This window comes from Aminivibrio pyruvatiphilus, assembly GCF_004366815.1.
Lineage (GTDB): Bacteria > Synergistota > Synergistia > Synergistales > Aminobacteriaceae > Aminivibrio > Aminivibrio pyruvatiphilus.
This window is the reverse complement of sequence record NZ_SORI01000010.1, coordinates 18259-30652: the sequence shown is the minus strand read 5'-3', so window position 1 is coordinate 30652 and position 12394 is coordinate 18259. Positions and strand designations below refer to the sequence as shown.

Here is a 12394-nt window from a genome sequence, read left to right as displayed (position 1 = left end):
CGGGGGAGCCCGCGAGCATACAAAGGAGGAGATGACGAATGGTCCGGCTTCGTTACCTTGGGCACGCGGCATTCGAACTGAAGGGAGAGGACACGACCATACTGGTGGATCCCTTCCTGACCGGGAACCCGTCTGCAGCGGCGGCCCCCGGAGATTACGAATCGGTGGATTTTATTTTCGTCACCCACGGCCACGGCGACCATCTGGGCGATACCGTCGAGATAGCGTCAAGGACGGGAGCCACCGTTGCGGCCAACTTCGAGCTCTGCCACTACCTGGGCGGAAAGGGACTGAAATGCCACCCCATGCACATCGGAGGAGCGTTCAACTTTCCCTTCGGCAGGGTGAAGATGACGCCCGCCCTTCACGGCTCGGATATAACGGAAGGGGATCACCTCATTCCGGGAGGCAGTCCGTGCGGGTTTCTTTTTGACCTTGGGGGAGTGAAGATCTACCACGCCGGGGACACGGGGCTGACCATGGACATGCAGCTTCTCGCCCTGGAGGGGGTGAAGGCGGCCCTGCTGCCCATAGGGGGAAACTTTGTCATGGACGTGAAGGATGCAGTCCGGGCCGTCGGATTCATCCATCCTGAAATAGCCGTGCCAATTCACTACGACACATTCCCTGTGATACAGGCCGATCCCGGAGAATTTGCCCGCCTGGTGGGGAGCCTTGCAAAGGTGGTCGTCATGAGAGCCGGAGAGTGGCTGGAACTGGCCTGAGGCAAACCCGACAACAGCGGGGAGGGATGAAGTTGGTCTCTCTCCGTTGTACCCTCAGTACCTCAGACCGTATGCAGGATAGTAGATCCTTTCGTCGTGAAGCCCCATCTCCTGGTCCTGCAGGGCGGCGCGCACCTTCTCGCCGAGGTTCACGCAGAGGACCGACGTGAGAATGTGGATGAGGAAAACGGGGCCCACGATGGTGCTGCCGAAGGTGGGGCTTGTGTCGCTGACGAAAAAAGAAAGGTCGGAGAGCTGACAGACCGGAGCGGCGGGGCTGTCAGTGATGGTAATGACCGTCGCGCCGTTGGCGGAGATCCTTTCTATGGATTCAGTCACCTCGATGACATAGCTCGGCAGCTCGCACACCACCACGATATCACCCTTCGTCACCGTCCTCGCCTGCTCGATCAGGGCCACTGACCCCCTTTTCATCAGCGAACTCCGGATACCCATTTCCATGAGGCGGGTATACAGGGCTTCGGCAACCAGGGAGGAAATGCCCCAGCCCATGCAGTAGACCATGTTCGCCTGGCGGACCATTTCACAGAACTTCACTATGTTTTGGGGCTTGAGCTGGTTCCAGGTGTCGTCAAGGTTCGCGTGTTCCATGCGAAGGATTTCCTCGGGGAGATCCTGGCGGTTTTTCATGATCTTGCTCAGAAGAGCGGTGGGGTTGACGTGTTCAAGGACCGAATTCTGGAGGGCGTCCTTCAAATCGGCGTACCCGTCGAAACCGACCATCCTGGAGACGCGAACGAGCTGGGCCTTGGAAACGTCCAGCTTTTCGGCCACTTCGCCTATGGAAAGAAATGCCGCCTCCCTGGTGTTGGATAGAAGATATTCCACTACGCGCCGGGCCTTGTTCGGCATTTGCTCCATTTTTTCCCGCAGCATGGCCTGAAGCTGTGCACTGTCCATGAAAGACACCTCCGAAACCGGATAATAGTTCAGGAAATATATGGAGATTTAAGTTTATTCCCAAGAAAGGGTTCCGTCAATTCCTCTTTCATTCGGTGTATTCCCGTAGACCCCGATGTCCCCGGCGAAGTCGATTCTGCGCCCCGTTTCTTCCGGTGAAAGGCCCGTCATGCCGGCGAGAAGGCGCAGTCCATACTGCCGGTGCCCTGTCAGGAGCGATCTGGACCTTCCGGGAACCTGCCACGGCCCCAGGGAAGACCGGACGGCAAGGGTCAGTGCCAGTTCGGCGGCCCGGGCAAGTTCTCCGAAGGCCGGGTGGTGGGGGCCAGCCACAACGGACCGGCCGAGGGTTTCCGATTCCTGGAGGCCCACGCGCTGGACCGGAATTCCCAGTTCCCGGGCAAGAACCAGTAGCCGGCCGGACCAGAGGGCGGCGGCATCAACGTCCGGGGGGACAAAATCTCCTTTCCGGTACAGTTCTTCCAGGGGGGTGCCCCGGAGAACGAGGCACGGGTAGATGCGGAGAGTCAGAGGTCTTCCCTTCGCGGCTGCGGCGAGCCTGCGGAGGTCTTCGAAGGAGCTCTGTTCCGACTGGCCCGGAAGGCCGATCATCATCTGGGCTCCCCCGTGAAACCCCGCGTCCAGTACACGCTCCACCGCGGACAGGGCTTCCGTTCCTGAGTACCCCCGGTTGCACAGCGAAAGAACATGATCGTCCAGGGAAGAAATCCCCAGTTCGATCATGGAGACGGGGTATGAGCCCAGCAACCGGAGAATTGCGGGTGAAACGCATTCAGGATGGGTGGAAAGCCGGACTGTGCTTCCCCCGGGAGCCTTCAGAACCCCATTGAGGTATGCCTTCTGACGGTCGGGAGGAAGACAGGTGAAGCTGCCGCCGAAGAAGCAGATTTCCGTGGGACAGTCTGCGGCTGCCGCTGCCGCTTCCACGTCATCGGGTGAAGGTATGCGGAAGGTCCCTGTAATCTCTCCCTGGTGACAGTAGATGCACCGCCGGGGGCAGCTCTGCATGGAAAGGAAAAAGGGGAGGCGCTTCATCGTCATCGGCCTAGACTGTGGATTCATTCCAGCATGTTTCCCATTCCTTCAGCGTCGCCGCCCATGCGAAAAGATCGGCCTGCCGTTCGAAGCTCGACAGGGGAGTCGCCGTTCTTTCCCAGAAGGCCTCTCCCTTCCTGTGTTCAAGAAGGTGGAACAGTTCGTGGAAAAGGGCGAATCTCTTCCATCGTTCCGGCAGTTTCCGGTTGATGAAAATTCCTGCCCTTCGTCCCTTCACTATGTGGAAACCCCATGTCTCTCCGGGAAGAAGAGGATATTCCAGATCGATTTGCTTCCCCGTACGCTCCTCGGCCATGACGAGAAGGGAGAACTCGTCGAGGCCCGTCCATTCAGCGGCGGCCTTTGAGGCCCACTCCGGAATATGTTCCGGAGGTTCGGGAAAAAGGAAAGCAGAATTTGTATTCATGAAAGGATCAGACGCCGCCGTCCGTCCTGTCCTCTTCTTCCCAGCGGGAAATCGCTGCGTCAATGAGGCTTTGGACGAACTTGAGCTCTCTGGGCTTGAGTTTTTTGCTCCGGTACCAGACTTCTACTTCAGGGCTCACCTGGAGCACTTCTTCAAGCTGGAGCCGCCCCGACGGAGCAGATGACACGGTTTTCACCAGGTCCTGGACCTCGACGCTGAGGGCTTCCGCCAGGCGGGTCAGAAGCTTCATGGAGGGCATTCTCCTGTTGCTTTCGAGGGCCTGGATGTATATTCTGCTGACTTCCGTTCTGTCCGCAAGGGCCTGCTGTGTGAGGCCAAGGGCCTTGCGCAGCGTTCTGATCCTCATTCCGAGGCTCATGGTGATTCCACCTCCGATGGAGTGTTTTCTCAGGATATATATTATTATACCAATGATTACAATTTGCTCAAGAAAAACATTCCGTAAAAAATCACATACCCCCTTGAACTCCTTTCCCGTTCAGAATATATTTAGGGTGGGGAAGAAACAAAGGGAAAACGAACATATTTTGTGGGGAGGAATCAGCGTTGGATTTTCGTGAACTTCAGAGTCTCGTGGAAGTAATGGAGAAGGGGAGCATCTCTGCTGCCGCGGCTTCTCTCGGAATTTCCCAGCCTGCCGTGAGCAAGCATATCGCAAAGCTCGAGCGGGAAATGGGAGTCAAAATTTTCGCCCGGGGGCAGAAATGTTCCAATCTCACCGTGGAGGGCGAGGTGCTCTACAAATTTGCCCGGAAGACTATTTCTCAGCTTGCGGACATAAAAAGAGATTTCTCCGATATTGCCGATGACGTTTCCGGCATCGTGAGGATCAGCGCAAGCTCCATTCCGGGCGATTTCATCCTCCCCGGCCTTCTCGTGGAATTCCGGAAACTCTATCCGAATATAGAGGTGGAAGTGCGCATATCCGATTCGAGGGAAGCCATCGAAAAAATGGTGACGAGGGAATCCGATATTTCCGTTACCGGCCACGGACGCCATGCCTCCGGCTTCAACACCGTTCCCTTCGCCAGAGACGAGCTGGTTCTCCTGGTCAAAGATGATCACCCCTTTGCGGAAAGGGAGAGCGTAACCCTGAGAGATCTCGAAAACATGGATCTCGTGGGGAGGGTGACCGGATCCTCCACGTCCCGTATATGGGAGGATGCCTTCAAAGCTCATACAGGAAAGGGAAAGCACGTGTATCTCAAGTTCGGGCATGTGAGCGCCGTGGTCGAGGCAGTGAAGAAAGGTGCCGAGGGGGCGGTCATCTCCCGCCTCGCAGGAGCCGGGGAGACGCAGGACCTTGTGATGATTCCCTTCAGACCCTCCCTCATGAGGACCTTCTCCATCACCTACGGAACCATGACCACCAAGGCCATGGAAATGCTTCTCGACTTTCTCCTGCAAAGGAAAATGATCGGGGATGACGAATAACGCTCAGGCGGGATCCCCGGAAGGATGGCAACTTTCCGGGGATCCCGTTGAAAAAGTGCGGGCTTTTCTTCGGGAAAGGGGATATCCTGATACCATCACTTTTTCGGAAGAAACGATTTTCACCGTCGACGACGCCTCACGGGCAGTCGGCGCTCCGCCCGCCCATATTCTGAAAAGTCTTGTTCTTCTCGTGGACGAAACGCCTCTTCTTGCCCTCATGTCGGGAATCAACCGAGTCGATGCCAGGAAAGTCCGTTCCGCCTGCAGCGCGAAAAAAGTCCGGATGGCCGATCCTGAATACGTCTACCGCTGGTCCGGATTCCAGGTGGGCGGCGTGCCGCCGGTGGGTTACCCGGAGGCCATACCAGCCCTCCTGGACGAGGATCTTTTTCTCTACCCGGTGGTTTGGGCCGCCGCAGGAAGCGACCACGCCTTCTTCCCCGTTTCTCCAGGGGATCTTCAGAAGATGACAGGGGGCAGGAAATGCCCCATCCGGAAATAAAAAAGGAAGGCCCGGGAACGGGCCTTCCTCTCTACAGCCGCTTTTCAGGGGCCAGTGCTTCGAAGGCTCCGTCAAAGGCCCTTCCGAGCATTACCGTGGAGAGGGGTTTGAGAAAGACCTCCGCGTTGTTGAAGACGATGGCCTGAAGGATATGCCCTGAAATCGCCCCGTGGTCGGGTTTGTTGAAGACTCCGTGGAGATGAGGGTAGAGGGCTCCTCCCCGGTAGCTTACGTTTCCGCTGAGGACAGCCAGTTCCATGATGTCCTTCACGGTCTCCGTATTGTAGTCCCTCCCGTTGTACCATCCGAAGGTAACGGAGGAAACCATCCCGGCGGCGCTGACGATAACGGCGGAATCCACATCGCAGGTTCTGCACACGTGGGCGATGGAGTCTCCGAGATCGTCCCCTTCAGAAAGGCGCAGCGCAATCATTTCGTCAGTGGCGGCATATTTCACAGCCTATTCCCCCTTTCGGTTCTTTGCCGGCGACAAGCTGCTTCGCACCCATGAAACACGGAATATTGCAAAAATATTCTACCACCTTAATGGCTCAGTTCCAACTGGTTTCGAAAAGAAAATAAGATGAGAATACGCCGAGGGGTAGTTTTCCCGCGCACTCCGGAAAACTACCCCTCAGCCGGGCTTACGGAAAAAAACAATACGGTTTATTCTTCCAGGAGATAGGCCTGGAGTTCCTGCCGCGAAAGACCGGCACCAAGGGCAACGGCGAGTCTCAGCCGAGCCTGCAGGGGCCTCAGGCCCCCTCCGTCGAACACTCCGATCTCAAGGAGCCGGGCCATATTTCCCTCGAAGGTATAGGGCATTCCCCTGGTATGCCCCTGGGGGCACCGGGATGTTATCACCACCGGGATGTCGTCTTTCACGAGCTTCTTGATATGGGGGATCCATGAAGGGGGGACATTTCCGCTTCCGAACCCGGCGATGACCAGTCCATCGAGCTCTCTTTTCTCGTCGGAGGCGAGAAATTCCACCATTTTGTCATTTGAGCCGAGGGAAGCGAAAAGCAGCTCCACGTCCCGTGCCGGGCTTCCTTTTTCTTCCAGGACCTGGGCGCGTCGCTTCTGTCTCAGGATGTCCACCCTGTCGCCGATAAACTGGGCTACGGGGCCTCTGTCGGGAGCGGAAAAGGAATTTCTCCGCTGACTGGCGGTCTCCGTCATTTCCGATGCGGCGAAAAGCTGGTCCTGGAGACAGGCAAGGACTCCCATACCCCAGCATTCCCTGGAAAAGGACGCGAGGACGGACTGATACAGGTTGATGGAGGCATCGGATCCCCTGCTGTCGGAGGGAAGGGTCGCGGCGGTGAAGATGACCGGCTGGGGGTAGGCCCAGTAGAGGTCAGTCAGGTAGGCCATTTCCTCCAGGGTGTCGCTGCCGCAGGCGACCACGATTCCGTCGGCACCATCCACGACTGTTTTCGACAGAATCTGGACCAGGTCCGACGTCATGCGGATCGTGTAATGGCTGCTCGGCTGACGGCTCCAGTCAACCACGAAAATTTTGCCGGCAAGCTCCTGAGGGAGCCAGGAGAGCATTTCCTCCGCGGTGACCGTCGGCTGGCACGAGTTAGTCTGGGGGTTATATTTCATCCCGATCTGCCCGCCGGCGAGAACGAGCGCTACTTTTCCCCGATTGGACATGTTTATTTCCTCCTCCCCGCACTTCAGTTTCGGGGCAAGTTTACACTAAACGGCTGTAAAAAGCACATGCAGCGGGGGGGGGCTTCAGGTCCCCTAGAAGCCGAGATCTTCCCCAACGAGGATGACGTGAGTTTTCCTGCCGCCCGTGGCCCGTTCAAGAATAAGAAGCGCCTTGCATACCCTTTCCTCGGAAGAACAGTTCACGCAGTGGCCCGTTTTCGTACAGGGGGTTTCCAGCCCGAGCCTGAGCGCGTTGGGAGGAGTCGCGGTGTTTCTGGTCCGGGAGATGGCCTCATCCAGGTCAGCGGTTATCTTGTTCATCCCTATGACGAAGACAAGGGTATTTTTCCCCCACGCCATGCCGCTGACCCTGTTGCCGTTCCCGTCGATGTTTACGAGCATGCCGTCTTTTGTAACCGCGTTGGAGCTTGTCAGGAAAAAATCAGCGAGAAGTTCGTCCTGGAGTTTCTGGAGCCTTTCTTCCGGGGAAAGGGAAGGATCCCAGTGATGTATGACGGAGCATCCCCTTTCGGACAGGGCGTCCATGGCACCTATTTCCCTGATGGTAACGCTTCCCGGGACTCCGACGGAGGCACCTGCAGGGATCAGCTTCAGCACTTCGGCCAGGGCTTCTTCCCTGGAATCCGCATAGACAGCTTCAAACCCTTTTGCCGCAAGATTCGCGGCTACAGTAGGACCGAGGGTTCTCCAGTGCTTTTTCCGGGCCGCGTCAAAAGGACTTCCGTTCATGGCTCTTCCTCCTTCAGGTACCGTTTATCGTATTCCGCTTATGATGCCAAGAAACATTCCCTTTGTCCATCCCCCGGTTTTCTGAAGGGGGTGTAAAGAAGTATTTCTTGACAGGTGAAGGAGGGCCGTCTATAATTCCTCTGTTTCGGGGAGGTGCTGTATTGGAAAAGGAAGAACTGATTCTGTCGAGAAGGCTTTTCGTCAACCAGCTGTACGATCTTTATTGCCCGCTGCTGACGGAAAAGCAGAGAGAAGCCTGGGAGCTTCACGAGTTCTCCGATCTTTCCCTTTCCGAAACGGCTGAAAAACTTGGGGCAAGCAGGCAGGCCGTGCACGACCTCATTTCAAGGAGCCGGGAAAAACTGGAAGAACTTGAAGCGCTCCTCGGTTTTCATCGCAGGGAAGAGGGGCTCGAGGAAGAAATCCGCACGCTCCGCAGGGCCCTCGAAGAAAAACCGGGAAGCACCGGAACGAATCCACGACCGGAGGAAGACCACGATGTTCGACGCACTTCGTGAACGCCTGGAAGGCGTTTTCGCCAAACTGAAGAGCCGGGGCAAGCTTTCCGAATCCGATGTTGACAGTGCCCTCAGGGAGGTCCGGAGGGGGCTCCTTGAAGCCGACGTGGATTACAAGGTTGTGAAAACCCTCGTCGAAGCCATCAAAACCAGGGCGGTCGGCAAGGATGTCCTCGAATCCATTACTCCCGGCCAGCAGGTTACGGCCATTGTCTACGAGGAGCTTTCGGAGCTCATGGGTACCGAACCCGCCCCACTGGTCATTTCGCCCAGGCCCCCGTCGGTTTACCTCATGGTCGGACTCCAGGGCGGCGGAAAAACCACCACCACGGTGAAAATTGCAAAAAAACTTTCCAGCGGACATAAACCCCTCGTGGTGGCCTGCGACCTCAGAAGGCCGGCCGCCGTGGAGCAGCTCAGGATTCTTGCCGAGCAGTCGAAGATAGGCTTTTTCGGTCCTGCGGCGGGGGAGTCGGACGTTCTTTCCGTCGTCCGGGGAGCGGTCAGGTTCGCCTCGGAAAGGCTGCATGACGTTATCCTTCTTGACACGGCCGGAAGGCTTCACGCCGATGAAGAGCTCATGGAAGAGCTTGCGGCGATGAAACGGCAGCTGCCGCCTACGGAAGTTCTTCTCGTGGTGGATGCCATGACGGGCCAGGAAGCGGTGAAGGTTGCTTCGGCGTTCCATGAAAAACTCAGCCTCACCGGAGTGGTCCTTTCGAAGCTTGACGGTGATGCCCGCGGAGGCGCAGCCCTTGCCATCCGGCAGGTCACAGGAGTCCCTGTCAAACTCGCCGGTGTCGGGGAGGGAACAGACGCCCTGGAAGTGTTCGATTCCAGGCGCATGGCTCAGAGGATCATGGGCATGGGCGACGTGATGGGGCTCGCCGAGAAGATCAGGGAAATGGCGGACTCCGGCGGCGCGGAAAAGATCGCTGAAAGCCTTAAGCAAAAGAAGTTCACCCTGGAGGATCTCCTCCTTCAGTTCGAGCAGATAGAAAAGATGGGCCCCCTGGACAAGGTTATGGAGATGATTCCCGGCTTCAGCAGGATGAAGGGAATGGGAAGCGATGACCTCGACCCGAAGCGGATGAAGCAGTCGAAGGCCGTCATCCAGTCCATGACACGGGAGGAGCGGCGAAACCCCGCCGTAATAAAGGGAAGCAGGCGGCGGCGGATAGCCCAGGGGTCCGGTACATCGGTGCAGATGGTGAACCAGCTTCTTGCTCAGTACGAGCAGATGCGGAAACTATGGAAGCAGTTCGGGAAGCAGGGAGACAAAGGATTTCGTCTCCCGAAGGGTCTCTTCGGAGGCGGAGGCTTCCGGTTCAAGTAGGCAGTGTCCGGTCACGGACCGCCGGGAGAAAGAAGCAATTCCCAGGTGTGATCCGGTATTCTTTTAGGAGGTGTATGGTATATGGCAGTACGTATTCGCCTTGCCCGTCATGGACGGAAGAAGGCCCCGTTTTACCGTTTGGTTGTTGCGGATTCCCGCTCTCCCAGGGATGGAAGGTTCATTGAGCTTCTCGGGACGTATGACCCCATGACGGAACCCGCGAAAATCACCGTCAATGAAGAAAGGGCCGTTTATTGGCTGACTGTCGGAGCGACAGCTTCCGATACGGCCAGGGGACTGCTGAAGAAGTCGGGCGTCTGGGAGAAATTCGAGGCGGGCAAGAAGCAGGCCGAATAGTCATGCCCGACTACAGGGAGCTCGTCGAATTCATCGTCAGGCGCCTCGTAACAGATCCGGACAGTGTCAGGGTCGAAGCCGAGACTGACGACCGGGGCGTGACGGCCGTTACGATTCACGTCGCCCCCGATGACGTGGGCCGTGTGATCGGAAAACGCGGTGCGACGATCAACGCCGTCCGTCTTCTTGCGAAGGCGGCTGCGGTGAAGGTCAACGACCGGGTGGATGTGGACATCGTTGAGGACGAATAGGGTTCTGATCGGACGTGTCGTGGGGGCGCAGGGTTTGCGTGGAGAGCTCAAAATCCACGCGCAGACCGACAATCCCGCACGGTTTGCCGATATGGACACGCTCAGGCTGTACGGGAGCGACGGAACGCTCCGGGCGGAACTGACTCTTCTTTCGGTCCGGTTTCTTGACAGCAAGGGAATCGTGGTGGCCGGGACAAAGGAAGTGACGGACAGGAACGGAGCTGAGGCCCTTGTGGGGGCGACCGTGGAAATCTTCCCCGAGGAGAGGTATCCTCTCGAGGAAGGAGCTTTCTGGGTTGACGACCTTATAGGGATGACGGTGGTGGATCATTCAACCGGCGATGTGCTGGGAACGGTATCCGAGGTGTTTCCGGCGGGAGAGAACGACCTCTACGTCGTGCGCGACGAAGCGGGAACCGATCATTTCATACCTGCGGTAAGGGAGTTTATCGCGGGAGTGGACCTTGACAGAAGAGAAATGAGGATTTCCCTCATCGAGGGGCTCTGGGAATCGTGAACGTAACGATCGTCACCGCCTTTCCCGGTTTTTTCCGGGATTTTCTTTCCGAAAGCATGATCGGGAGGGCGATCCGGAACGGCTTTATCCGCGTTGACGTGGTGGACCTGAGGGATTTCGGCACCGGGAATTACAGGCAGGTGGACGATTATGCCTTCGGAGGCGGCGGAGGAATGGTTCTTCTGCCGGATGTCCTCGAAAAAGCCCTCGATACGGTTGAGGCCGGGAAAGGGCCTGCGTATGTAGTCTGCCCGTCTCCCCAGGGAGACCTCCTGTCACAGGAAATCGTCGAGACTCTCGCCGCAAGAGATCACGTGGTGATCATCTGCGGTCATTACGAGGGGCTCGATGAACGTTTTATCGAAAAACGGGTGGACCGGGAAATTTCCATGGGGGACTTTGTCCTCACCGGCGGTGAAATTCCCGCCATGGCCGTCATCGATGCCATGGCCAGGCTTGTTCCCGGGGTTATCGGGAAAGAGTCGGCGGTGGTGGAGGACTCCTTTTTCCGGGGGATGCTCGATCATCCCCACTACACCCGCCCTTCCGAATGGGATGGGGTGCCTGCTCCGGATGTGCTTCTCTCGGGACATGCCGCGGAGATTGAGAACTGGCGCAGGAGCGAAGCGGCCGCCAGAACCCTTGCCAGGAGGCCTGAACTGATCAGTAAGGCCAATATCCGGCAGTATCTGCCGAAAGGTGTTTACGCCGCCCTGGTGCATTCGCCGGTACTTGACAGAAAAGGCGAAAAAACGACGGCGGCGGTCACGGGACTGGATCTTTCAGACATTGGCCGTTCATGCAGGACCTACGGCCTTGACAGGTTTCTTGTGACAACACCGCTGGCAAGCCAGAGGGATCTTGTCAAGACCATGGCTGCCCACTGGACCGGCGGTACCGGAGGAGATGTCAATCCCGACAGAAAAGAGGCCTTCGGCACAATCAAGATTTTCCCTTCTCTCGACAGGGCGACGGAATGGGTGACCAGGAGGGAAAAAGAACCTCCCCTGATCATTGGGACCACCGCCCGCCGGAGGGAAGGCGGTTTTCACTGGCTCGAAGCCAAAAGAAGAATTCTTCGGGAGAAAAAGCCGGTGCTTTTTGTCTTCGGAACAGGGTCGGGACTCCACGAAGAGGTGCTCGGCCGGTGCCACATAGTGCTGCAGCCTCTTTCGGGAGGATTCGGCGATTACAACCATCTTTCGGTCAGGACAGCCGTGGGCGTAGTGCTGGACCGTTTTTTCGGATGGCGTTGAAAAATGTTGAAAAAATGAAGAGAGAAATGGACGCAAGGAGGGCATATACAATGGACGTAATCAGTCTTGTGGAAAAGAAGTATCTGAAGAGCGACGTCCCCGATTTCCGCTCGGGAGACACCGTTCGGGTGCACGTGAAGGTTAAGGAAGGTACGAGGGAACGTATCCAGGTGTTCGAAGGCGTTGTCATCGCCAGGAAGCACGGGGGGCTCAGCGAGACCTTCACCGTGAGAAAAGTGTCCAGCGGCGTGGGCGTGGAGAGGGTTTTCCCCCTGCATTGCCCCTCTATCAGCCAGATTGAAGTGAAGAGGCTGGGCAAAGTCCGCAGGGCAAAACTTTACTATCTCAGGAAGAGGAGCGGGAAATCCGCCAGGATCAAGGAGAGAAGAGAATTTTAGTTTTCTTCTCCCCGGTCTCTTGACTCTCTTGAAAAGGGCGATTATAATATCCGTCGTTGCGCGGGGGTGGCGGAACAGGTAGACGCGCAAGGCTAAGGACCTTGTGGCCGCAGGGCTGTGGGAGTTCGAGTCTCCCCCTCCGCACCATTGCAGAAAAGAAGCCTTTCTCCGAAAGAGAAAGGCTTTTTTTGTGCCCTTCATTTCAATGCCGTTTTTTCGGGACTGGCCCGGAAATCGTTTTTTTAGTACACTTGAAAGGATTC

At 57.0% G+C, this 12394-nt stretch carries 17 protein-coding genes and 1 tRNA gene; 11 read left to right on the top strand and 7 right to left on the bottom strand.

Annotated elements, in window-relative coordinates; all coding sequences use genetic code 11:
* Positions 1–38 precede the first annotated feature (38 nt).
* Positions 39–725 (top strand): metal-dependent hydrolase, encoded by a 687-nt coding sequence (locus C8D99_RS08690; protein ID WP_133957750.1) that lies wholly within the window; start codon positions 39–41, stop codon positions 723–725.
* Between the two features lie 54 nt (positions 726–779).
* On the opposite strand, the gene C8D99_RS08685 is transcribed toward C8D99_RS08690, so the two are convergent.
* The 4 genes from C8D99_RS08685 to C8D99_RS08670 are packed head-to-tail and all read right to left on the bottom strand — an operon-like array spanning position 780 to position 3508.
* The gene (locus C8D99_RS08685) at positions 780–1646 is read right to left on the bottom strand and encodes a MurR/RpiR family transcriptional regulator (RefSeq protein WP_133957749.1); all 867 of its coding nucleotides are present in this window, start codon (positions 1644–1646) and stop codon (positions 780–782) included.
* 54 nt (positions 1647–1700) lie between these two features.
* Positions 1701–2708, bottom strand: a complete 1008-nt coding sequence (locus C8D99_RS08680) for a radical SAM protein (protein WP_208321137.1) — start codon at positions 2706–2708, stop codon at positions 1701–1703.
* A gap of 4 nt (positions 2709–2712) precedes the next feature.
* Positions 2713–3129 (bottom strand): ImmA/IrrE family metallo-endopeptidase, encoded by a 417-nt coding sequence (locus tag C8D99_RS08675; protein ID WP_133957747.1) that lies wholly within the window; start codon positions 3127–3129, stop codon positions 2713–2715.
* 7 nt (positions 3130–3136) lie between these two features.
* Positions 3137–3508: a helix-turn-helix domain-containing protein gene (locus C8D99_RS08670; protein WP_133957746.1), complete on the bottom strand. Its 372-nt coding sequence runs from the start codon at positions 3506–3508 to the stop codon at positions 3137–3139.
* A 188-nt stretch (positions 3509–3696) separates the two neighbouring features.
* On the opposite strand from C8D99_RS08670, the gene C8D99_RS08665 reads away from it, so the two are divergent.
* Together C8D99_RS08665 and C8D99_RS08660 are read left to right on the top strand one after the other, a co-directional pair.
* Positions 3697–4584 (top strand): LysR family transcriptional regulator, encoded by an 888-nt coding sequence (locus C8D99_RS08665; RefSeq protein ID WP_133957745.1) that lies wholly within the window; start codon positions 3697–3699, stop codon positions 4582–4584.
* Positions 4574–5086, top strand: coding sequence for a YbaK/EbsC family protein (locus C8D99_RS08660; protein ID WP_133957744.1), 513 nt, complete (start codon positions 4574–4576; stop codon positions 5084–5086). The genes C8D99_RS08665 and C8D99_RS08660 overlap by 11 nt, the downstream gene beginning before the upstream one ends.
* Before the next feature lie 31 nt (positions 5087–5117).
* On the opposite strand, the gene C8D99_RS08655 is transcribed toward C8D99_RS08660, so the two are convergent.
* The 3 genes from C8D99_RS08655 to C8D99_RS08645 form a co-directional block, all read right to left on the bottom strand.
* Entirely contained in the window at positions 5118–5519 is a 402-nt protein-coding gene (locus C8D99_RS08655) for a PPC domain-containing DNA-binding protein (protein ID WP_243833876.1), read from the bottom strand.
* Between the two features lie 233 nt (positions 5520–5752).
* On the bottom strand, positions 5753–6748 hold the full coding sequence (locus C8D99_RS08650; RefSeq protein ID WP_133957742.1) for an asparaginase: 996 nt from the start codon (positions 6746–6748) through the stop codon (positions 5753–5755).
* Positions 6749–6841: 93 nt separating this feature from the next.
* The gene (locus tag C8D99_RS08645; RefSeq protein ID WP_133957741.1) at positions 6842–7498 is read right to left on the bottom strand and encodes a lactate utilization protein; all 657 of its coding nucleotides are present in this window, start codon (positions 7496–7498) and stop codon (positions 6842–6844) included.
* A gap of 161 nt (positions 7499–7659) precedes the next feature.
* On the opposite strand from C8D99_RS08645, the gene C8D99_RS08640 reads away from it, so the two are divergent.
* The 8 genes from C8D99_RS08640 to C8D99_RS08605 all read left to right on the top strand — a co-directional run bounded on the left by C8D99_RS08640 (position 7660) and on the right by C8D99_RS08605 (position 12278).
* Positions 7660–8016, top strand: a complete 357-nt coding sequence (locus C8D99_RS08640) for a sigma factor-like helix-turn-helix DNA-binding protein (protein ID WP_133957740.1) — start codon at positions 7660–7662, stop codon at positions 8014–8016.
* Positions 7997–9352: a signal recognition particle protein gene (gene ffh / locus C8D99_RS08635; RefSeq protein WP_133957739.1), complete on the top strand. Its 1356-nt coding sequence runs from the start codon at positions 7997–7999 to the stop codon at positions 9350–9352. Before C8D99_RS08640 ends, ffh begins: the two co-directional genes overlap by 20 nt.
* An 81-nt stretch (positions 9353–9433) precedes the next feature.
* Positions 9434–9709 carry a 30S ribosomal protein S16 gene (rpsP, locus tag C8D99_RS08630; RefSeq protein ID WP_133957738.1) on the top strand — a complete coding sequence of 92 codons (276 nt, stop codon included), beginning with the start codon at positions 9434–9436 and terminating at the stop codon, positions 9707–9709.
* A gap of 2 nt (positions 9710–9711) precedes the next feature.
* Complete coding sequence (locus C8D99_RS08625) at positions 9712–9960, top strand: KH domain-containing protein (protein ID WP_133957737.1); 249 nt, start codon at positions 9712–9714, stop codon at positions 9958–9960.
* On the top strand, positions 9935–10477 hold the full coding sequence (gene rimM, locus C8D99_RS08620; RefSeq protein WP_133957736.1) for a ribosome maturation factor RimM: 543 nt from the start codon (positions 9935–9937) through the stop codon (positions 10475–10477). The genes C8D99_RS08625 and rimM overlap by 26 nt, the downstream gene beginning before the upstream one ends.
* Positions 10474–11733 (top strand): tRNA (guanosine(37)-N1)-methyltransferase TrmD, encoded by a 1260-nt coding sequence (gene trmD, locus C8D99_RS08615; RefSeq protein ID WP_133957735.1) that lies wholly within the window; start codon positions 10474–10476, stop codon positions 11731–11733. The genes rimM and trmD overlap by 4 nt, the downstream gene beginning before the upstream one ends.
* 50 nt (positions 11734–11783) lie before the next feature.
* The gene (rplS, locus tag C8D99_RS08610; protein ID WP_133957734.1) at positions 11784–12131 is read left to right on the top strand and encodes a 50S ribosomal protein L19; all 348 of its coding nucleotides are present in this window, start codon (positions 11784–11786) and stop codon (positions 12129–12131) included.
* A gap of 60 nt (positions 12132–12191) precedes the next feature.
* Positions 12192–12278, top strand: a tRNA-Leu gene (locus C8D99_RS08605).
* Positions 12279–12394 lie beyond the last annotated feature (116 nt).